Below are 18,658 nucleotides of genomic sequence, written 5' to 3' on the forward strand. Positions count from 1 at the left end.
CAGGTCTTGAGCGAGAGGGAGGACGCGATGGACCCCACTAACGACATGCCCGCCGCCCCGTCGCCGCAAGCGGCCGCACCGCCGCCCCTGCCGCCGACGTACGCTCCGCCGGGGGGCTACACGCCCGCCACGGCGCCGCGCCGCGGAGGCAAGGTGGTACTGATCGTCGTCATCGCCGTGCTGTTGCTCCTGTGCGCGTGCGCGGGCGTCGGCGTCGCCTTCTTGGCGCCGGTGTTCGGCAAGCAGGCCGCAGCGGAGAAGAAGGTCGAACAGGCGATCGACCTGATGACGAGTTCCGAACCGGTCGTCACCGAGGTCGACGCGATCGTGCAAGCGGAGGTCACACCCGAGCTCGCGCAGCGCGCCAAGGCCGCGGGGGCTCGTATCGAGCCCGCCCTCGAGGACCTGAAGGAGGCGAAGGGGCTCGTCGAGGAGGCGAAGCCCGACCTCTCGGACGATGAGGCGAAGACCGCCGCCGCGGTCCTCGGCGTCGTCTCCGCGCGGGTCGACATGCTGACCGCCGGCAAGGTCCTCGTGTCCGCGAACGAGAAGGCCGCTCTGGCGCTAGGCCCTGCCCGCCAGGGCTGGGATTACGTGCTGGCGGCGGAGAAGCTCGTCAGCAAGGCGGACGACAAGTACAACCTGCACACCAACACGGGTGTCGCCGCGTCTTCGATCCTGACCGTGCAGGCGCGCGAGAAGCTCGCCATCGCGAAGAAGCGGTTCCAGATGGCCACGGCCGCATTCCCCGAGGCGGGCTTCGGCGCCTTCATCACGTACTGCGACCGCAAGATCGCCGTGCTCGTGACGTCGAAGCAGATCGACACGCTGTGGCTGGCGGGGAACAAGACCGCGGCGAACAGGCTCATCGACAAGTACAACGTGCAGGAGAAGCAGGTCGAGGCGCTGTACAAGGCGCTGCCCGACGGTCCGACCGATGTGGTCGCCGCGGCGTTCGACGGTCTGACGAAGGACGCGACCGAGGCGTACAAGGCCGCGCGCGAAGCCGCGACGGCCGCGGACACTGCGCTGAAGGCAGCGCAAGGGGGGAGTTCGGAGTGACAGGGTTCTGGTCGGGATGGGGTTGGCCGCTCGCCACGGCACTTCTCGGGCTCGTCTACACAGCGCTCGTCTTCAGGCAGTGGCTGGCAAGACGCAAGCCGCACCAGCTGGCATGGAGCGTCGGGCTGCTCATCTATGCGGTCGCCGCGGCGATGGAGTTCTGGTCGGAGTTCTCCCAGCACTGGGACCCGACCGTCTACCGCCTCTACCTCGTCCTCGCCGCCAGCATGGTCGGATTCCTCGGACTGGGCACCCTCTACCTCATGGCGAAGAACCGGCGTTGGGGCGACGTCTACCTTGCCATCAACATCGTGCTCATCGCGGTCTTCCTCTGGGGGACGTTCACGCACCCCGTCGACGTCGAGATGCTCAAGCCGGGCATCACGGTCGGCGGAAAGGCGATGGGCGCCACGATGGGATTCCCGCGGGTCATGTCGTTCACGTTCAACATCCCGGGCACGCTCCTGCTGCTCGGCGGCGCCATCGTCTCGGCGTGGCGGTTCTCAGCCAAGAACGAGTACAAGTACCGCATGTGGGGGAACGTCCTCATCGCCGTGGGTACGCTCATCATCGCCGGGGCGGGCTCGATGGCTCGCGCGGGGAGCACGGTCGGGCTCTATCCCGCGGAGATGGTCGCCTCGGCGATCCTGCTGTGGGGATTCCTGGTCGCGGGGACCCTGGAGAAGGGCGCGAAGGCCGTGAAGCAGCGCGTCGCGAAGGGTCAGCCCTCCTCGTAACCGGAGCCGAGACGCGCCAGCGCACCGACGTCGAAGACGACGATGGTGCGGCCCCGCACGTCCAATATGCCGTCGGACTTGAGTCTCGCGAGCGCGCGCGAGACCGTCTCGGGGACGGTTCCGAGCGATGCGGCGAGGTCGGCCTTGCGCATCCCGAGGTCGATCTCGAGACCCTCGCTCGTGGCGCGGCCCGCGGCCAGCGAACGCTGGAAGAGGTAGTGCGCGACGCGCGAGGGGACGTCGAGCGAGAGCGTCTGCACGACCGTGGTCAGGTCGACGAGCTTCCTCGCCAGCGAGACCAGCATCGTGCGCGCGGCGCCGGGGTCCGTGCCGGCGAGGTCGAGGAGCGCGCCGCGCGCCATCCACGCCACCACCGCGGGTGTCGTCGCCTCGATGGTCGCTGGGTGCCTTCCCCCGGCGAGCGCGGCCATGACGCCTACGGCGTCCCCCGCTCCGGCGACCTCGAAGGTCATCGTGCGGCCGTCGGGCGCGACGTGCGCGATGCGCACCGTCCCCTGGACCACGACGCCGAACCCTTCCGCGACGTCGCCCTCGCGGGCGAGGAACGTGCCGCGCGCGACCTGGAGCACACGTGCGGTCGCGGCGAGCGAGATCAGCGATCCCTCGGATGCCGAGTGCCACAGGCGACATGCTCGCAGGGCGGCGAGGACGTCCGGACGTACTTCGGACTCGGCCATCGTCATCCCCTCCCTCGCCGCCAAGATTCTCCCCCGGCTTGACGTCCGTCAAGGAACTGTCGGGGCGAAGCGGGGTAGCATCACTGCGGACGATGTCGCCGCGCGTGGCGCGGGGACGACCGACGGGAGGCCTCGGGTATGGAGGAACGCTTCGCGCAGCGCATCACGCGGGAGGAGGCGGTCTCGGACACGCGGCTCCTCGGAGACTTCTGCGCCATCTACTGCCGCGGCCGCCATGCTGGCAGGGACCGCCGAGCGCTTGCGAGCGACGGTGTCGCCGCGGGTGTCTACTCGCGCGTTCCCAAGGTCTGCGACGAGTGCGCCGAACTCCTGCGGTATGCGGAGAAGCGGCGCGCCTACTGTCCGAAGGACCCGAAGCCGTTCTGCAGCTATTGCGACACCCACTGCTACAGGGCCGACATGCGAGAGAGCATGCGCGAGGTCATGCGCTACGCGGGACCTCGTTCGATGTTCCGTGGGCACGCCATCGACGGCCTGAGACATCTGATCGAAGGACGCAGGGCCGCTGCGAAAGCGAAGGCGGCGGTCCCCGACAGTGAGGAGAGGTCCCGATGAGAGAAGCGACCGTGACGCGTCAGATCGTGCGGATCGACGAGGACCTGTGCACCGGTTGCGGGCTGTGCGTGAGCCCGTGCGCCGAAGGAGCCATCGTGCTCGTCGACGGTAAGGCCCGCGTCCTGCGGGAGGAGCTCTGTGATGGTGCGGGGTTCTGCCTGGGTGTCTGCCCGACGGGCGCGTTGACCATCGAGGCACGCGAGTCCGTCCCGTTCGATCATGAGGCCGTGGAGGCCGAGGCGTCGGCGCATCCGAGGACCTACATACCGCAGAACTGCTTCCGTTGCGGTGTCGACGAGGACAGGGTGCCGCTGCTCCCGGTGCGCACAGAGGGTACGAGCACGTGGGTCTGCACGCGGTGCCTGCCTTCGCTCATCCATGGCTAGACGGATGACCCGCGTCGCGCGGCGCCGGCTCGCGCTCGCGCTCGCCGTCCTCGCCCTGCTCGTGGCCGCGGGCGCCTTCGTCTACGCCTTCGGCGCGCCGCAGGCGCCGAGAGCGACGAGCGCGGCGGTGGACGTGCCGGCGCCGGATCCGTCGAGTCCGCTCGCGATACGCATCCCCGGGTGCGTCTGCCACAGCGATGACGAGAAGGTCGTCGCCGAGCACGCCTCCTATCGCATGAACCAGTGCGCCGGATGTCACAAAGACGGAGTGCCGACGGGCGCCCGCACTCCGTGACCCGCGCTCCGCTCCGGCGCTTCTCCGTGCTAGTCTAGACACGCCCGGCGCGCGCCGCCCGGCGTGCGCTCCAGCCATCGGGGGGAGCCATGGGCGCCGACAACGAGCACCTGACCAGACTCGCCGCGACCATCGGGCCGCGGCCCGCGACGACCGACGCGGAAGCGCGGGCCGCCGACTACGTGCAGCATGTGTTCGAGGGCCGCGGTATCCCGGTCGAGCGGCAGGACTTCGACTGCCCCAGGACCTACTCGTGGGCCTTCGTGCTCTACGGCCTCCTGTCGATCGGCTCGGCGGTCGCGTCTCGCTGGCAGCCGTGGCCGGCCGTCGCCGTGGCTCTGGTCGCCGCCCTCGTGATGCTCTCGGACCTCGACACCCGTTGGGGCCTGACGTCTCTCATGCCGAAGGGCCCGAGCCAGAACGTCATCGCCCGATGGGTCCCGAAAGTGCGTCGGGGCGAGCGCTCGGTAAGGGTCGTCGTGGTGGCCCACTACGACTCCGCGCGTCCGGTGCTCGCGTTCACTCCCAGCCTGGCGCGGCACGTCCCCCTCGCGTGGGCGGCCCTCAAGGCGTCCGTCTTCCTGGTGCCCCTCGCCATCGCGGCGGCCCGTCTGCCGTGGCTGAAGGACCTGCGCCCATGGACGTGGTACGCGACGCTCGTGCTCGCGGCGCCCATGCTCCTGCTGGTGGCGACGGGTATCCATCGCGAGCTGTTCACTCGCGCAAGCGCCGGAGGCAACGACAACGCTTCCGGCGTGGCCGCGATGTTCGGCGTGCTCGAGCGCCTCGTCCCCGAGCCCGAGTCCGCGCCCTACGAGCCGGTCGCGGAGCCCGTTCGGCACACGGAGGAGGAGGCCTGGGCGGCCCAGGTCGTCCCCGAGGACAGCATCCTGTCGTACACGCCGGTCTCGACCCCGCGCGAACCGGTGGACCTTCTCGGTGACGTCGAGTGGACCGAGCCGGCCCGGCTTCCCGGCCATGGGCAGGAAGAGATGGGCTTCGAAGAGGCGCCGCGATCCTCCGAGCCCTCGCCGGTGACGGAACCCACGTGGCACAAGTCGCGCCCGCGCGAGTCGGTCTCGGACTGGCTCGGCGTCGAAGGCGGGTTCGACGCCCGGGACGAGGGACGCAAGATCGGCTCCTGGGACCAGTTCGGCGAGGAGCCGGACGACGGGTCGGGCTGGAAGGGCGGTTCGGCCGGCTCCGAGGGCCTGGACGATCCGGAGTTCGCCGCGTCCGAGGCGGCGCGGATCCGCCGACGCGTGACGAGCGGCGTCGATCACGCTCTGAGCGAGAAAGAGGTCTGGTTCGTCGCGACGGGCGCTGCGGGGGCCGGTCAGTGGGGGATGCGCGCGCTACTGGCGGAATACGGCGAGGACCTGCGCGACGCGCTCATCGTCGACCTGGAGTGCGTGGGCGCCGGGACGCTCGCATGGGTGACGGACGAAGGGGTCGGCCGAAGGCGCGGATGCGACCGCCGTCTGTCGGGCGCAGCGAAGCGCGTCGTCCGCGACGGCAAGCTCCCGTACCAAGGTCGAGAGCACCGGACGTGGCCAACGGACGCCGCCGCGGCGCTAGCACGGGGCTTCCGGGCGATGACCATCACGGCCTTCGACATCAACGGACGTGTGCCCGCACGTCACTGGGGCCCCGACGACGGCGACTCCGTCGCCACGGAGACGATCGACGCCGCATCCGATCTCGTGACGGCGATCATCCGCGAGCTCTGAGCGTGCGCCCGATCCCTTCCGCGTAGAAGGACATCACCGTGCCGCACATCGTCGCGCCCGCGGACACCCAGAAGACCGGGAGCAGCGCGCGGGAGCTCTGCAGCGCCACGATGTCGAGCGCGAAGAGGACGAACCCGAGGTGGAGCAGTCCCGAGCCCGCCTTCGTCAGCCGGCCTTCGGTGAGGTAGCGCAGCGAGGGCGCTCCGGCGAGCGTCAGCACGACCACCGCCGCCTGGAGGACCGCGGCCGCCGCCAGGTAGGCGCCGAGGCCGTACGCGAGACGTCCCGTCGCTCCCCACACCCCGAAGCCGACCAGGAGCATCATCGCCGAGGCGACGACGAGCGCCCGTCTCGCGAGCAGCCGCTTCGGCACGCACAGCCCCATCACCACGACGAGGGCGACCACGAGCGGCGCCGCGACGGCATTCATCATCACGACGAATCCGGGGTATCCGGTCGTGGGCCAGTCCGGGGCCGAGCGCTGCGCCCACCACGCCCAAAGCGTGCCAGCGAACGACTGCACCCCGAGGGCGCCGAGCAGGGCGAAGGTGCCGAGCATGAGCGTGTAGTCCCAGCCCCCGCGCGAGGGCGACGTCCCGGTGTCGGTCATGACCGTCCCCCTTCGCTCACGCTATCGAGTGCGCGCCCGGCACGACGTAGGTCGTGAGATACGTGAGCACGAGCACCACGAACGACAGGACCGCGAGCGCGGCGACGACTCGCCACATGCCGCGCCGGCGCAGGTACAGCCTCGCGTGCAGGCACGCGGTGTAGAGCAGCCACAGCATGATCGACATGTTGACCTTGCCCGACCACCACCACGACTCGCCTGGCCATGCGAGCACCGCCCACGGGAACCCGAGGAGCATCCCGGCGGTCAGAGGGAGATACCCGAGCTTCATCCAGTCGTAGGCCGTGGTCTCGTAGGTCGAGCGCCTCTCGGCGATCATGCGGGCCGTGGCCGCGAACGACATGACGAACGCTCCGTAACTCAGGAAGAGCAGCGGCGGATGGACCCACATGTACCAGGTCCCGTAGTAGAAGCGCCGCGCGCCCTCCATACCCTGGAAGGTCGCCGACGCGACGGCGAGGTCTCCTAATCCGGCCGCCGCGAGGTAGCCTCGGTATTGCGCCAGGAACTGCGGGAGAGGGTCGGTGAAGGGCCTTCCCCAGACGACGGCGCCGACGGCGAGCACGGCGACGACCGGTGCGACGATCGTGACGATGTCATCACGATGTCGCCGTGCGAGCAGTGCCATCACGGCGAGGATGAGCGCCCAGACGTACAGCTTCTCCGACTCTACCCACAGAGGCACCGCCACGTGACCGGTGACGGAGCCGCTCACGGGATCGGTGACGACGGCGATCTCCCAGAGCCTCCGGTGGAACCACGCGAGAAGACCCTCGCCGGCGGTGAGGGCGAGGGCGAGCACGGCGAGCGAGCGCCGCAGGGCGGTGGGCCTCCAGGCGGGGATCGCGGCGGTCGCGACGACGGCGGCAGCCGCGGCGAGAACGACCCAGCCGAGGGGGCCGCCCGCCGCCGCCAGGCGGGCGAGCGACGCGTCGAGGGCGCCGAAGATGGGGCTGACGGGGACCATTTCGCTCCGGGGCGTGGGTGACGCGGCTTTGCCACGAGTATAGACGAACGGCTAGACTCGACCGCATGAGGGGACGCATCGCCAAGCGGCTCGCGCGCATCTGGAAGGTCTCGTGGCGCGAGCGGCCGACACAGCACGATATCGAGGAGCTCGACGCCAACACTCGCCGGGTCGGCCTCGTCATCAGGGTGAGGTGGGCGCTCGTCGGCGCCCTCGTCCTGTTCTCGGTCGTGGCCGCTCTCGTCTACGCGGAGTCGTCCATCCCCTACTCCGCGCTGTGGATGAACATGCGGATACCCGCCGCGGCGCTGGTCTTCGTCCTTTTCTACAACACGTACTACCAGCTGACCTACAAGCAGCTCGGCAACATCGCGGTCCTCAACCACGCGCAGTTGCTCTTCGACGTCCTCGTGGTGGGCGTGCTCGTCTACTACAGCGGCGGCGTCTACTCGTGGTTCGACGCGATGTTCCTCCTGTTCATCCTCGAGGCCGCGCTGATAATGCCGCGGAAGCGCAGCGTGTGGGTGATCGCCGCAGCGTGCGCCGGCGTCTACGGTTCGGTGCTGGGCGCCGAGTTCCTGGGCTGGCTGCCCCACGTGGGGATGCCCTTCGTCGAGAACGGTCTCCACGACAACGGGACGTTCGTACTCGTCCGGTACCTGTGGGAGGTCGCGATGCTCGGCGGCACGGCGACGGTCAGCTCGCTGATGACGCTCGCGCTCCACGAGCGCGAGCGGACCCTGGTGGAGACGTCCGTCACCGACGAGACGACGGGGCTCTACAACCGGGTCTTCTGCTACCGGCTTCTCCGTTCGGAGGTCGCCCGAGCCGCTCGGGAAGGCCGGCACCTGTCGGTGGTGCTCGTGGACGTCGACGGGTTCGGCGACTACAACCGCCTCTTCGGCCACGAGCGCGGGAACCGGATGCTCCGCGAGATCGGCGGACTCCTGCGTGAGGTGTTCCGCACGAGCCCGGAGGGCACGTACGAACCGAGTGCGGTCTGCAGGTTCGGCGGCGAGGAGTACGTGGTCATCGTGCCGGAGCCGATCGTCGCAGGTTCGGCGCCGGGTGTGGGTCATCTGGCGGAACGCGCCCGGGAGGCCGTGTCGGTCCTGCGCGTCGATGACAGCTGCGTGACCGTCAGCCTCGGCGTTGCCGCCTATCCCGAGGACGGCGAGACCGCCGACGCCCTACTCGGCGCCGCCGATGCCGCTCTCGCCGTGGCGAGTGCGGGAGAAGGCAACAGCGTCGTCTTCGCGCGCGATATCGCCGAGCCCGAGGACGCGGATGCGCCGGAGTGAGGGGCCGCTGACGGTGGAGACCTGCCTCGTCGCGATCGCCTGCCTCGTCGCGGTCATCGGGCTCTCCCTAGCCGCTCTCACGGCGCCCGTTTTCACCGCGCTGCTCGTTCCTCGCGTCGGGAGTGCGGCCCTCACCGGTCTGGGCGAGGAGCAGACGCTGGCCGTCGCCGAGAAGGTGCGCCTCTTCGTCACCGATCCGGCGGCCCCCGCCCTGCCCCTGACGGTCGGGGACCGATCCGCCTTCGACGCCGCCGCGACCTCGCATCTGCGCGACGTGCGCGCCGTGCTGGTCGGCGCCCGTACGGCGGCCGGGACGGCCGCGGCCGTCGTCGCGGTGTGGCTCGCCGCCGCCTTCGCGCGGAGGCGGCGGGGCCGGGCCCGGCGCGCACTGCGCGCCGCCGCCGCGCTCACGGCTGGGACGGTCGCCGTCGCCGCATTGGCGGGAGCGGCCGACTTCGAACGTCTCTTCGCGGCGCTCCACGGGCTGTTCTTCGCCGCCGGTACCTGGACTTTCCCCGCGGATTCGCTGCTCATCGAGGTCTTCCCCGAGCGGTTCTGGGTCGTCTTGGGGGCCGCGTGGGGGGCGCTCGCGCTGACCGGGGCGGCGCTCCTCTGGGCCGTCGCTCGGCTCGTGCCCGGCGACCGCGGATGACGAACGTCCGTTCCACGCTTGCCAGAGGGCAGGAACTTGGTCACATACTATGCGAGGAACGCTGCGGGCGGAGTGCCCGCTGCAAGAGGGGTCTCACGGCGGGAGGTGAAACACCTATGGCAGCCAAGGAAGGCTACTGCGTGAAGTGCAAGGCGAAGCGCGAGATCAAGGACGCGAAGGAGATCACGATGAAGAACGGTCGTCCTGCGACCCAGGGCCTGTGCCCGACGTGCGGGACGAAGATGTTCAAGATCGGCAAGTAGCGTCGAGAGCGCTTCGTTCCCATGGAACGAGCACCGCGGGCGTCGCGGCCTTCACGGCCCGGCGCCCGCGTCTCGTCCTTGACACCCCAACGGGGCAGGCGTAGGTTGCTGAAATGTTTGCCGACGGCCCGCCGCGGTCTCCCGCGGGCAGCGCGCCGGTGCGACGCGGCATGAGGAGGGCTCTTCGCGTATGAACGTGATCGTAGTCGGGTGCGGCAGGGTCGGCTCGCAGCTCGCCACGATGCTCTCCGTCGAGGGCCATAACGTCACCGTGATCGACAAGGAGGCCGACGCGTTCCGGCGTCTGGGCTCCACCTTCAACGGCGTGACGGTCAGGGGTCTCGGATTCGACGAGGACGTGCTGGAGGAAGCGGGCGTGCGCGAAGCAGACTGTTTCGCCGCCGTCACGGACCTCGACAACACGAACCTCATGGCCGCGGAGGTCGCCCGGAAGATATTCGGCGTCCGCCAGGTCGTAGCCAGGCTCTACAATCCCGTACGCGAGCGCACGTACCAGCAGCTCGACCTCGACTACGTCTGCGGCACGACGCTGGTCGCGAGCACGCTCCTCGACAAGATCCTCTCGGGCCACGGTCACCACCTGACGCAGATGGGCGACATCGAGATGATCGAGTTCCGCGCCGGTCCCGCGACCGAGGGCAAGCGCGTGCGCGAGATCGAGATCGCGCACGGGTTCAGGGTCGCCGCCGTCGGCAGGGGGAGCACGACGTTCATCCCCGAGGCCGACACGGCGCTCGTCTGCGGTGACGTGCTGCTCGCGGCCGTCCGCGACGAGTCGTTCGCCAAAGTCGAACGCTACATGGAGGACTAGCCGTGTACATCGTGATCAACGGCGGAGGCAAGGTCGCCTCGTATCTCGCGCGCACGATGCTCGAGGCGGGTCACTCGGTCGCGCTCATCGAGAAGCGCGAGGGGATCGTCGACAAGCTCATCGCGGAGCTGCCCGGCGCGCCGCTCGTCATCCACGGCGACGGGTGCGACGCCGCGTACCAGGAGGACGCCGGCATCACGCGCGCGGACGTCTTCGTCGCCTCGACCGGCGACGACGACGACAACCTCGTGAGCTGTCAGCTCGCGAAGGTCGCCTTCGCGGTGCCGCGCGCGATCGCCCGCGTCAACAACCCGAAGAACGAGCGCATCTTCAACGCGCTGGGCATCGAGGCGATCTCCTCGACCACGATCATCTCCAGGATGATCGAGGAGGAGGCGACCGTCGGCGACATCCGCACGCTGATCTCGCTGCGCAAGGGCAACATGGCGATCGTCGAGATAGAGCTGCCGGTCGACCGCTGCGTGGTCTGCGGAAAGAAGATCGTGGAGCTCAAGCTCCCCGGTGACTGCATCCTCGTCGCGCTCCTGCGCGGGGACGAGGTCGTGACCGTGCACGGGGACACCGAGCTGGCGCCGGGCGACGTCGTCATCGCCTTCACGAACGTCGAGCACGAGAAGGCGCTCAAGCGCGCGCTCACGGGCGCGTAGGGGGTCCGCCGTGGTCGACAAGAGGGAATCGCTGCCGAACCTGAAGCCCGCGCGTCCCGTGTGGCTGCTCTACGCCGCCGGGATCGCCGCGGAGATCGCCTTCATCCTCGGCCTCACGTTCGTCGCGTACGTGCTCGCTCTCCTCGCGATGGCGGCGTGGAGATGATCCTCCGCCCGCGCACCGAGGACCATCTCGTCGTCGGCAAGTACACCGGCAAGATCATCGTCGGCGTCGGGCTCCTGATGGCGGTCCCGCTCGTCGTCTCGATCGGGTTCCGCGAGTGGGACACCGCGGTCGACTTCATCGTGAGCATCGCCGCCTGTCTCATCTTCGGTTTCGGCACGCAGGCGCTGTGCCGGACGGAGAAGGACCTGTCGTGGAGCCACGGCCTCGTCGTCGCCTCGGGCTCGTGGATCTGGGCGACGCTGCTCGGGGCTCTCCCGCACTTCCTCTCGGGGCACGAGGGAAGCTACCTCGACGCGATGTGCGATGTGATGAGCGGGTACACCACGACCGGTCTCTACCTGCTCCAGGACCTCGACCACATCAGCATGGGTCTCAACATGTGGCGCCACCTGCTCACGTACGCGGGCGGGCAGGGCATCGTCGTGATCGCGCTGACGTTCCTGTTCAAGGGCACCGCGGGCGCCTACAAGCTCTACGTCGGCGAGGGCAAGGACGAACGGCTGCTGCCCAACGTCGTGCAGACGGCGCGCGCGATATGGCTCGTCTCGCTCACGTGGCTCGTGATCGGCACCCTCGCGCTCGGCGCGACGGGCCTCGCTCTGGGACAGGCGCCGGTGCGCGCTTTCTTCCACGGCATGTGGGTCTTCATGGGGGCGTGGAGCACCGGCGGGTTCGCTCCGCAGAGCTACAACACGTTCTGGTTCCATTCCCTGACGTACGAGGTCATCAGCGTCGTGATCTTCATCGCCGGCTCGTTCAACTTCGCGCTCCACTGGGCGGCCTGGACCGGCAACCGCAAGGAGATCCTGCGCAACGTCGAGACGGTGAGCTTCGCGATCACCCTCACGCTCACGACCCTCGTCGCGACCTTCGCGCTCGCCCGTGCGGGCGTCTACCCCGACGCGATGGCGCTCTTCCGCAAGGCCTTCTACCAGCTCGCTTCGGGCCACACGACCACCGGGTTCTCGACCATATACGCGCGCGCTTTCGTGACGCAATGGGGACCGATCGGTCTGATCGCGACGACCGTCGCGATGGCGATCGGCGCGTCGGCCTGCTCCACCGGCGGCGGCATCAAAGGCATCCGCATGGGGGTCATGACCAAGGCGTTCCTGCAGGACGTCAAGCGCATGATCTCCCCGGAGTCGGCGGTCATCACCCAGAAGTACCACCACGTGCGCGACGTCCTCCTCGACGATGGGGTCGTGCGTGGAGCGATGACGATCACCGTCGCGTACATCACCCTCTACGCGATCACGGCGATCGTGGGTGTGCTCTACGGATACGACCTCACGCAGTCGGCGTTCGAGGCCGTCTCCGCCGCCTCGAACACCGGCCTATCGTGCGGTGTGACCTCCCCCTCGATGCCCGATCTGATGAAGGGTCTCTACCTCGCCGCGATGTGGATGGGGCGCCTCGAGTTCATGTCGGTCCTCGCGCTCGCCGGCTACGGCTACGCGATAGTGAGGGGCAAGTGATGGCGGGCATCCGGCTCCGCTCAGTCCGCTTCGCGTGCGCGTGCGTGCTCGGACTCTCGGTCGCCATCCTCGCGCCGGCCGCCGCGATCGCGGCGCCGACCCAGAGCCCGAACCAGGTGCCGAGCGGCGAGCTCATCGAGCATCCGAAGCGATACGCGGGGAAGGACCTCGACTTCACCGGCGAGGCGATCGGCGAGGTCATGTTCCGTGGCGACTGGGCGTGGATCCACCTGAACGACGACGCCTACTACGAGCGCAACGTCGAAGAGGGCGCGCAGCTCGGCGGGTACAACACGGGTATGGCGGTGTGGATCCCCGGTTCCGAGGCGCGCAAGATCACCTTCTTCGGCGACTACAAGCACGAAGGCGATATCGTGACCGTGCGCGGCGTCTTCAACCCCGCGTGCGCGCTCCACGGCGGCGACATGGACATCCACGCGACGACCCTCGTCGTCGATCGCGTCGGGCACGCCGCCGCCGATCCCGTGAAGCCCTGGAAGGCCGCCCTCGCGCTCGTGCTGGCGTGCCTGGCCGCGCTCGCGTGGTGGGCCGACCGCACGCTGCGCGTCCCGGGGTTCGAGCGGCCCGCGCGGCGCGGCGCCTGAGATTGCCCGGCGCGTGCGCGAAGGTATACGATGTCGCTCGCACCGGGGCCCGCTCGAGCGGGGGTCCGGGCGCGATGCGGGTGTAGCTCAGTAGGTAGAGCGCAAGCTTCCCAAGCTTGAGGTCGCGGGTTCGAGACCCGTCGCCCGCTCCATCGGATCATGCGGGGCCGTCCCTTCCGGGGCGGTCCCGTTCCACATCTTCGGCAGGAATCCGGCCGCGGACGTCGAACATAGGTTCGTATAAGGCCCGACCGCCGCCCCCTCTCCTCGGCGTGTCACGATGAGAGGAGGCGCGCCATGCGGCGCATCTCGCGTGCTCGGTCAGGACTGCTCGTTCTCGCGTGCATCACAGCGCTCGCGATCCCCACCGCGACCGCTGCGGAGACGTTCTCCGGCCGGCCTGTGTCCGGCGGCGCCGTGCTCCTCGAGTACGGCGCCCGATACACGGCGCCGGACGGGGAGGCACGCGCGCATCAGGGGCTCGACATCGAAGCCGATGCCGGGGCGACCGTGCGGGCGTGTTCCGACGGTGACGTCGTCTTCGCGGGGCCGGTACCGGCCGGGGGCGGCGTCGTGCTCGCGGTGACGCTGGCATGCGCAGGAGGGCTGAGGATGACGCTGTTGCCTCTCGATGCGCTCGAGGTCCGGCAAGGCGCGCGCGTCTCGACAGGCGACACGCTGGGGACTCTGCGCTCGGACGGGGACGCGTCTTCGCCGCGGACGCACCTGCACGTAGGGGTGCGAAGGGGCGAGACGTATCTCGATCCGGCGGCGTTCCTGCCCCAGGAGGCCGTCGCGGTGCCGGCCGAGACCCCTCCCGCGCCTTCGACGGTCCTCGTCCCCGCGGCGCACGTCGTCGCGGAGCCTGTGCCCGTCCCCGTCGTCGCGGCCCACCCTGTGGTGGCCGCCGTGGCGCCGCGGCCGGCAGGCGCGGCCGAACCCTTGGGCGAGCCGGCCCGCGTCGGCGACGTTGACGTCGCGGTGCGTTCGGGCGCGCCGATCGCCCGGGCGCTCACCTCGCCACGGGCCGACGGCGTTTCCGTGACGCGGTTCGAGCGTTTGCGCGCGCGGACCGCGGCGGACCTGCCCATGCGTGGCCGCGAGGTGGGCGCACGCACGGTCTCGTCGATCGGGGGCCTGACGCGTGCGACCCGGCGAGCGGCCGGTCGTTGCGTTGCGCTGACATGGGCCGTGCTCGCGCTCTGGCCCGTGTGGCGCGCGGGCGCGGGACGAGCGGGAAGTGCCGTGCCCGTGAGGGTGCGTGCGTGATTTGCGGATGCGGATGGTCGGTGGTATGGTGCGGGGGTTCGTTTCCTGCCCCGGGCGGACGCCTTCATGTCCCGGGGCCGTTCAAGCCCAGGGGAGGTGAACACGTGAAGGCGTACGAACTCATGCTCATACTCGACCCCGGCCTCGATGACGAGGGGCGACAGGGGGTCGTCGACAAGATCCAGGGGATCGTCACCGCCGACGGCGGTGTCGTCGAATCGGTCGATCAATGGGGCAAGCGCCGTCTGGCTTTCGAGATCGGTGGCCATACCGACGGCGATTACTCGGTCTCATCGTTCCGGGCCGCCCCGGCCGCCGTAGCCGAATTGGATCGAGTCCTCCGCATCACCGACCCCGTCATCCGCTTCATGGTCGTCCGACGCGACGACCTGAAGTAGTGGTGTGTCGCGGCCCCGCAAGGGGCCCGGCCTGAGGCGGGCGCAAGAGCGTCCGCACGAGACGAGGAGTGATCGACGGTGGGCATCAACAGAGTCATGATCTCGGGGAATCTGACCCGGGACCCGGAGCTCCGCTCGACGGGCGGCGGTTTGAGCGTGCTCAAGCTGCGCATGGCCGTCAACGACCGGCGGAAGAACGCCACGACCGGTGAGTGGGAGGACGCTCCGAACTACGTCGACGTCACCATCTTCGGCGCGCGCGCCGACGCGCTCGCGCGGTTCCTGCACAAGGGCTCGAAGGTGGCGGTCGAGGGCAAGCTCCGCTGGAGCGAGTGGGAGAGCTCCGCCGGTGAGAAGCGCTCGAAGATCGAAGTCGTCGCCGACGAACTCGAGCTCATGAGCGCGCGCGACGGCGGTGCTCCGAGTTCGGGCGACGGCAGTGCTCCGAGTTCGGGCGACGAAGGCCCGGCCCCGGTGGCCGACGATCTCGGCGGCGAGGAGATCCCCTTCTAGGGATCCGGCCGCTCTAGGTGCCGGCCGGGCTTCCCCGGTCCGGCCGGCGACAAGCGCTCCGATGAGCGGAGCGTGGAAGGAGGGAATGCGACGTGAGCGATTTCGCTCGCAAGCCGAAGCGCAAGTTCTGCGTCTTCTGCAAGGACCACGTCGAGTACATCGATTTCAAGGATGTGCAGACGATGCGCAAGTTCATGACCGACCGCGGCAAGATCAAGCCGCGACGCGTCTCGGGCAACTGTGCCCAGCACCAGCACCAGCTCTCGATCGCGATCAAGCGCGCGCGTGAGATGGCGCTCGTGCCGTACACCGTGCCCGTCGTGAGCGGGAAGGTCGATGGCAAGGGCGGAAGAGGCCGATAGCGGTCGGGAGCCGGGCGTCGCGCGGGTGCGCGACCTCGTGCTGCTGACCGGCTCGTCCGCGGCTGCGGCGTTCCTGGTGCCGAGCTTGCCGCTCGTGGGGCTGCCCCTGGCGGCGATGGCCCTCGCGTGGCTGTTCTACCGGCAGGGAGCCTATGCCGCCCTCGGCGCGACGCTCTTCGCGTGCGCGGTGGTCTCGGCGTCCTTCCCCGCCGCGGCGTCGCTGGTCGTGCCGTCGCTTATCGTGGCGGGTCCGTTCGCCGCGCGAGCGCTGCGCACGTGGGACCCGTTGGGCGTGGTGACAGTTCTGACCGGCGTGATCTTCGCCGGGACGGTGGGACTCGAGGCGCTTCTGCAGGCCGAGAGAGGCAGGACGCTCGCGCAGGCCGTTCGGATCGACGCGGCGGCGGCGGCGAGACAGGCGCGAGCGATACTCGTGACATCGGGAGCTGGGACCGCCGACAGCGAGGCGGTTCGCTCGCAGGTCGAGACGGTGCGCCGTCTGCTCGTGCAGGCGTGGCCGAGCGTGTACCTGCTCGGGGCTCTCGCTACGGCGGTCGTCACGATCGCGGCGGTGGTGTGGGCATCAAGGCGCGCGGGCGGCGTGGTACGTGGCCTCCCGGCGCCGGAGCGGCTCGACGTGAGCATCCACGTCGTGTGGGGTGTGGTGGGGTCGCTCGTCGCGTTCGCGGTGTCGCGTTTCACGCACGACCCCGGCGGAATCGCGGCGGCGATAGGCTGGAACCTCCTGATCGTGGTGAGGTGGGTGCTTTTCGCGCAGGGCGTCGGCGTCTTCGCCGGCCTGTACCGGCGCGCTGGTATCGGCGCTCTCGGGCGCGGCGTCGGGTACGCGCTGCTCCTTGTGAGCGAAGGGTTCCTCCCGCTCGTGAGTCTGACGGGCTTGGCGGACCTGTGGTTGAACTTCCGCCGTCTCCCGCGTGACGGGGCGAGCGGCGAGGCGGGCCTTGAGGGGCCCGTAGGCACCGACTAGAGTGGAGACACCGCCGTCGGCCGCAGGCGCGGCGCGACGGGGGCAAGCGAAGGAGTGGGCATGAAGGTCATTCTCACGCAGGACGTGAAGGGGAAGGGCATCGAGGGCGACGTCGTCGACGTCGCGCGCGGCTTCGCCGTCAACTTCCTGTTCCCCCGCAAGCTCGCCATCACGGCGACCTCGGGGAATCTCAAGCAGCTCGAGGCCCGCATGGGCAACATCCGTAAGCGCACCGAGGCCCGCAGGGGCGCAGCCGAGGGTTCCGCCGCGGCCCTGCAGGGCAGGATCGTTCTCGTCACCGCCAAGGCGGGCGAGGAGGGCAAGCTCTACGGCTCCGTCACGACGCAGATGATCGAAGACGCGCTGCGCGAGCAGTTCGACGTCGACGTCGACCATCGCAAGATGGAGGCCGGCGGTCACATCAAGACGCTCGGCGACCATACCGTGGTCGTGCAGGTCTTCCAGGACGTCAAGGCCGAGCTGATCGTGAGGGTCGTGGCTGAGGGCTCCCCGGTGGACGCCGCAATCGTCGCTTCCGCACCGGTAGCTGAAGTCGCCGAGCCCGAGGTCGCGGACGAGCCCGAGCCGGCCGCGGAGGCCGTCGAGGCTCCCGAGGCCGAAGCGGATGCCGAGCCCGACGAGGTCGGGGCCGAGGAGGTCTAGGCGTCCGTGGCGGCTCCCGAGCGCGTACCGCCGCACAACCTGGAGGCCGAGCAGTCGCTGCTCGGTTCGATGTTCCTGTCGATGGAGGCGATCGAGGCCGCCATCGAGAAGGTCGTCGCGCCCGAGGACTTCTATCGGTCGGCACACGGCCGCATCTTCGACGCCGTCCAGCACCTGTTCAACCGCGGCGAGCCGGTCGACGTCATCTCAGTGGCGGACCGGCTCGAGGCCACGGGCGAACTCGAGCAGGTCGGTGGGAAGCTGTACCTTCTCGACGTCACGAACGCGGTGCCGTCGGCGGCGAACGCGAGATACTACGCGGAGATCGTGAAGCGGGCTTCGCTCCTGCGCCAGCTCATCGACGCGGCCAACAGCATCGCGAACCTCGGCTACGACTCGACCGACGACGTCGACGAGGTCGTCGAGCAGGCCGAGAAGTACGTCTTCGCGGTGACGGGGAAGCGCGTCGAGACGCGCTTCACCGCTCTCAAGGAGCTCATCGGGATCGGATGGAAGCAGCTCGAGGCGCTCTACGAGCGTCAGACGCACACCACCGGTGTCCCGACGGGGTTCCCCGAGATCGACGAGATACTCTCGGGGCTGCATCGAGGCAACCTCATCATCCTCGCGGCGCGTCCGTCCGTCGGGAAGACGGCGTTCGCTCTCAACGTCGCCGTCAACGCCGCGATGGAGGGCCATCCCGTGGCGGTCTTCAGCCTCGAGATGGCGGCGGAGGAGCTCGTCCAGCGCGTCATCTGCGCCGAGGCCCGGATCGACATGCAGCGGATGCGGACGGGACACCTGAACGAGGGCGACTGGAAGCAGATCAACCGCGCGGCCGGGACCCTGAGCGACCTGCCCCTTTATGTCGACGACACGCCCGCGATGTCGATCCTCCAGGTCCGCGCGAAGGCCCGGCGCCTGCTGCACAACCGGCCGAACGGGCTCGTCGTCATCGACTACCTGCAGCTGATGCAGCCGCACGGGCGACGCAGTGAGAACCGTCAGGTGGAGATCGCGGACATAAGCCGGGGACTCAAGATCCTCGCGAAAGAACTGGACGTGCCGATCCTCGCGCTCTCCCAGCTCTCCCGCGCCGTCGAACAGCGCGCGGGGAAGCGCCCGCAACTCTCCGATCTGCGCGAGTCCGGCGCGATCGAGCAGGACGCAGACGTGGTGATGTTCATCCACCGCGATGTGACCGGACGCGGCGCCGACGAGGACGCGGAGGCCGAGACGGACAAGTACGGGAACAAGGGCAGCGGCGCGAAGTACCCGCCCAAGGGCGAGGCCGAGGTCATCGTGGGCAAGCAGCGCAACGGTCCGCTCGGGAGCGCGAACGTCGTCTTCCTTGATAAGTTCACGAAGTTCGTGCCGCTCGCGAAGCGGGTCTGACG

At 69.4% G+C, this 18,658-nt stretch carries 24 protein-coding genes and 1 tRNA gene; 22 read left to right on the plus strand and 3 right to left on the minus strand.

Annotation, left to right across the window (positions count from 1 at the left end):
• The first annotated feature begins 27 nt into the window (after positions 1 to 27).
• On the plus strand, positions 28 to 1,062 hold the full coding sequence (locus WC971_07580) for a hypothetical protein (GenBank protein ID MFA5844674.1): 1,035 nt from the start codon (positions 28 to 30) through the stop codon (positions 1,060 to 1,062).
• Complete coding sequence (locus WC971_07585; protein ID MFA5844675.1) at positions 1,059 to 1,799, plus strand: hypothetical protein; 741 nt, start codon at positions 1,059 to 1,061, stop codon at positions 1,797 to 1,799. The genes WC971_07580 and WC971_07585 overlap by 4 nt, the downstream gene beginning before the upstream one ends.
• Here the strand turns inward: WC971_07585 and WC971_07590 are convergent.
• On the minus strand, positions 1,784 to 2,497 hold the full coding sequence (locus tag WC971_07590; protein MFA5844676.1) for a Crp/Fnr family transcriptional regulator: 714 nt from the start codon (positions 2,495 to 2,497) through the stop codon (positions 1,784 to 1,786). The genes WC971_07585 and WC971_07590 overlap by 16 nt on opposite strands.
• A 138-nt stretch (positions 2,498 to 2,635) precedes the next feature.
• Here WC971_07590 and WC971_07595 point away from each other — a divergent pair, with 138 nt between their 5' ends.
• The 4 genes from WC971_07595 (at position 2,636) to WC971_07610 (ending at position 5,484) form a co-directional block, all read left to right on the plus strand.
• Positions 2,636 to 3,073 (plus strand): nitrous oxide-stimulated promoter family protein, encoded by a 438-nt coding sequence (locus WC971_07595; GenBank protein ID MFA5844677.1) that lies wholly within the window; start codon positions 2,636 to 2,638, stop codon positions 3,071 to 3,073.
• Positions 3,070 to 3,459, plus strand: a complete 390-nt coding sequence (locus WC971_07600) for a 4Fe-4S binding protein (protein ID MFA5844678.1) — start codon at positions 3,070 to 3,072, stop codon at positions 3,457 to 3,459. Before WC971_07595 ends, WC971_07600 begins: the two co-directional genes overlap by 4 nt.
• A complete protein-coding gene (locus WC971_07605) occupies positions 3,452 to 3,754 on the plus strand; it encodes a hypothetical protein (protein ID MFA5844679.1) in 303 nt (100 codons plus the stop codon). Before WC971_07600 ends, WC971_07605 begins: the two co-directional genes overlap by 8 nt.
• Before the next feature lie 89 nt (positions 3,755 to 3,843).
• Complete coding sequence (locus tag WC971_07610) at positions 3,844 to 5,484, plus strand: hypothetical protein (protein ID MFA5844680.1); 1,641 nt, start codon at positions 3,844 to 3,846, stop codon at positions 5,482 to 5,484.
• Here WC971_07610 and WC971_07615 read toward each other — a convergent pair.
• Positions 5,468 to 6,094: a hypothetical protein gene (locus tag WC971_07615; GenBank protein ID MFA5844681.1), complete on the minus strand. Its 627-nt coding sequence runs from the start codon at positions 6,092 to 6,094 to the stop codon at positions 5,468 to 5,470. The two genes, WC971_07610 and WC971_07615, sit on opposite strands and share 17 nt — an antisense overlap.
• A gap of 16 nt (positions 6,095 to 6,110) precedes the next feature.
• Entirely contained in the window at positions 6,111 to 7,082 is a 972-nt protein-coding gene (gene ccsA / locus WC971_07620) for a cytochrome c biogenesis protein CcsA (protein MFA5844682.1), read from the minus strand.
• A 65-nt stretch (positions 7,083 to 7,147) separates the two neighbouring features.
• On the opposite strand from ccsA, the gene WC971_07625 reads away from it, so the two are divergent.
• The 16 genes from WC971_07625 (at position 7,148) to dnaB (ending at position 18,656) form a co-directional block, all read left to right on the plus strand.
• Complete coding sequence (locus WC971_07625) at positions 7,148 to 8,383, plus strand: GGDEF domain-containing protein (GenBank protein ID MFA5844683.1); 1,236 nt, start codon at positions 7,148 to 7,150, stop codon at positions 8,381 to 8,383.
• On the plus strand, positions 8,370 to 9,035 hold the full coding sequence (locus WC971_07630; GenBank protein ID MFA5844684.1) for a DUF1461 domain-containing protein: 666 nt from the start codon (positions 8,370 to 8,372) through the stop codon (positions 9,033 to 9,035). Before WC971_07625 ends, WC971_07630 begins: the two co-directional genes overlap by 14 nt.
• 116 nt (positions 9,036 to 9,151) lie before the next feature.
• Entirely contained in the window at positions 9,152 to 9,298 is a 147-nt protein-coding gene (locus WC971_07635) for a DUF5679 domain-containing protein (GenBank protein MFA5844685.1), read from the plus strand.
• A gap of 190 nt (positions 9,299 to 9,488) precedes the next feature.
• Positions 9,489 to 10,130 carry a TrkA family potassium uptake protein gene (locus WC971_07640; GenBank protein MFA5844686.1) on the plus strand — a complete coding sequence of 214 codons (642 nt, stop codon included), beginning with the start codon at positions 9,489 to 9,491 and terminating at the stop codon, positions 10,128 to 10,130.
• A 2-nt stretch (positions 10,131 to 10,132) separates the two neighbouring features.
• Positions 10,133 to 10,798, plus strand: a complete 666-nt coding sequence (locus WC971_07645) for an NAD-binding protein (protein ID MFA5844687.1) — start codon at positions 10,133 to 10,135, stop codon at positions 10,796 to 10,798.
• 10 nt (positions 10,799 to 10,808) lie between these two features.
• Positions 10,809 to 10,964 (plus strand): hypothetical protein, encoded by a 156-nt coding sequence (locus WC971_07650; protein MFA5844688.1) that lies wholly within the window; start codon positions 10,809 to 10,811, stop codon positions 10,962 to 10,964.
• Positions 10,961 to 12,463 carry a potassium transporter TrkG gene (locus WC971_07655; protein ID MFA5844689.1) on the plus strand — a complete coding sequence of 501 codons (1,503 nt, stop codon included), beginning with the start codon at positions 10,961 to 10,963 and terminating at the stop codon, positions 12,461 to 12,463. The genes WC971_07650 and WC971_07655 overlap by 4 nt, the downstream gene beginning before the upstream one ends.
• Positions 12,463 to 13,068, plus strand: a complete 606-nt coding sequence (locus WC971_07660; GenBank protein MFA5844690.1) for a hypothetical protein — start codon at positions 12,463 to 12,465, stop codon at positions 13,066 to 13,068. The genes WC971_07655 and WC971_07660 overlap by 1 nt, the downstream gene beginning before the upstream one ends.
• Before the next feature lie 76 nt (positions 13,069 to 13,144).
• A tRNA-Gly gene (locus tag WC971_07665) sits at positions 13,145 to 13,220 on the plus strand.
• A 145-nt stretch (positions 13,221 to 13,365) separates the two neighbouring features.
• On the plus strand, positions 13,366 to 14,337 hold the full coding sequence (locus WC971_07670; protein ID MFA5844691.1) for a M23 family metallopeptidase: 972 nt from the start codon (positions 13,366 to 13,368) through the stop codon (positions 14,335 to 14,337).
• Positions 14,338 to 14,441: 104 nt separating this feature from the next.
• Positions 14,442 to 14,735: a 30S ribosomal protein S6 gene (rpsF, locus tag WC971_07675; GenBank protein MFA5844692.1), complete on the plus strand. Its 294-nt coding sequence runs from the start codon at positions 14,442 to 14,444 to the stop codon at positions 14,733 to 14,735.
• 78 nt (positions 14,736 to 14,813) lie between these two features.
• Positions 14,814 to 15,248, plus strand: a complete 435-nt coding sequence (locus tag WC971_07680) for a single-stranded DNA-binding protein (protein ID MFA5844693.1) — start codon at positions 14,814 to 14,816, stop codon at positions 15,246 to 15,248.
• A gap of 92 nt (positions 15,249 to 15,340) precedes the next feature.
• Positions 15,341 to 15,610 (plus strand): 30S ribosomal protein S18, encoded by a 270-nt coding sequence (gene rpsR, locus WC971_07685; GenBank protein MFA5844694.1) that lies wholly within the window; start codon positions 15,341 to 15,343, stop codon positions 15,608 to 15,610.
• Positions 15,585 to 16,598 carry a DUF2232 domain-containing protein gene (locus WC971_07690; protein MFA5844695.1) on the plus strand — a complete coding sequence of 338 codons (1,014 nt, stop codon included), beginning with the start codon at positions 15,585 to 15,587 and terminating at the stop codon, positions 16,596 to 16,598. Before rpsR ends, WC971_07690 begins: the two co-directional genes overlap by 26 nt.
• Before the next feature lie 60 nt (positions 16,599 to 16,658).
• Positions 16,659 to 17,261, plus strand: a complete 603-nt coding sequence (gene rplI, locus WC971_07695; protein MFA5844696.1) for a 50S ribosomal protein L9 — start codon at positions 16,659 to 16,661, stop codon at positions 17,259 to 17,261.
• A 6-nt stretch (positions 17,262 to 17,267) separates the two neighbouring features.
• A complete protein-coding gene (gene dnaB / locus WC971_07700) occupies positions 17,268 to 18,656 on the plus strand; it encodes a replicative DNA helicase (GenBank protein MFA5844697.1) in 1,389 nt (462 codons plus the stop codon).
• The last annotated feature ends 2 nt before the right edge of the window (positions 18,657 to 18,658 follow it).

The sequence above is a fragment of the Coriobacteriia bacterium genome, from assembly GCA_041658765.1.
GTDB lineage: Bacteria > Actinomycetota > Coriobacteriia > Anaerosomatales > JBAZZO01 > JBAZZO01.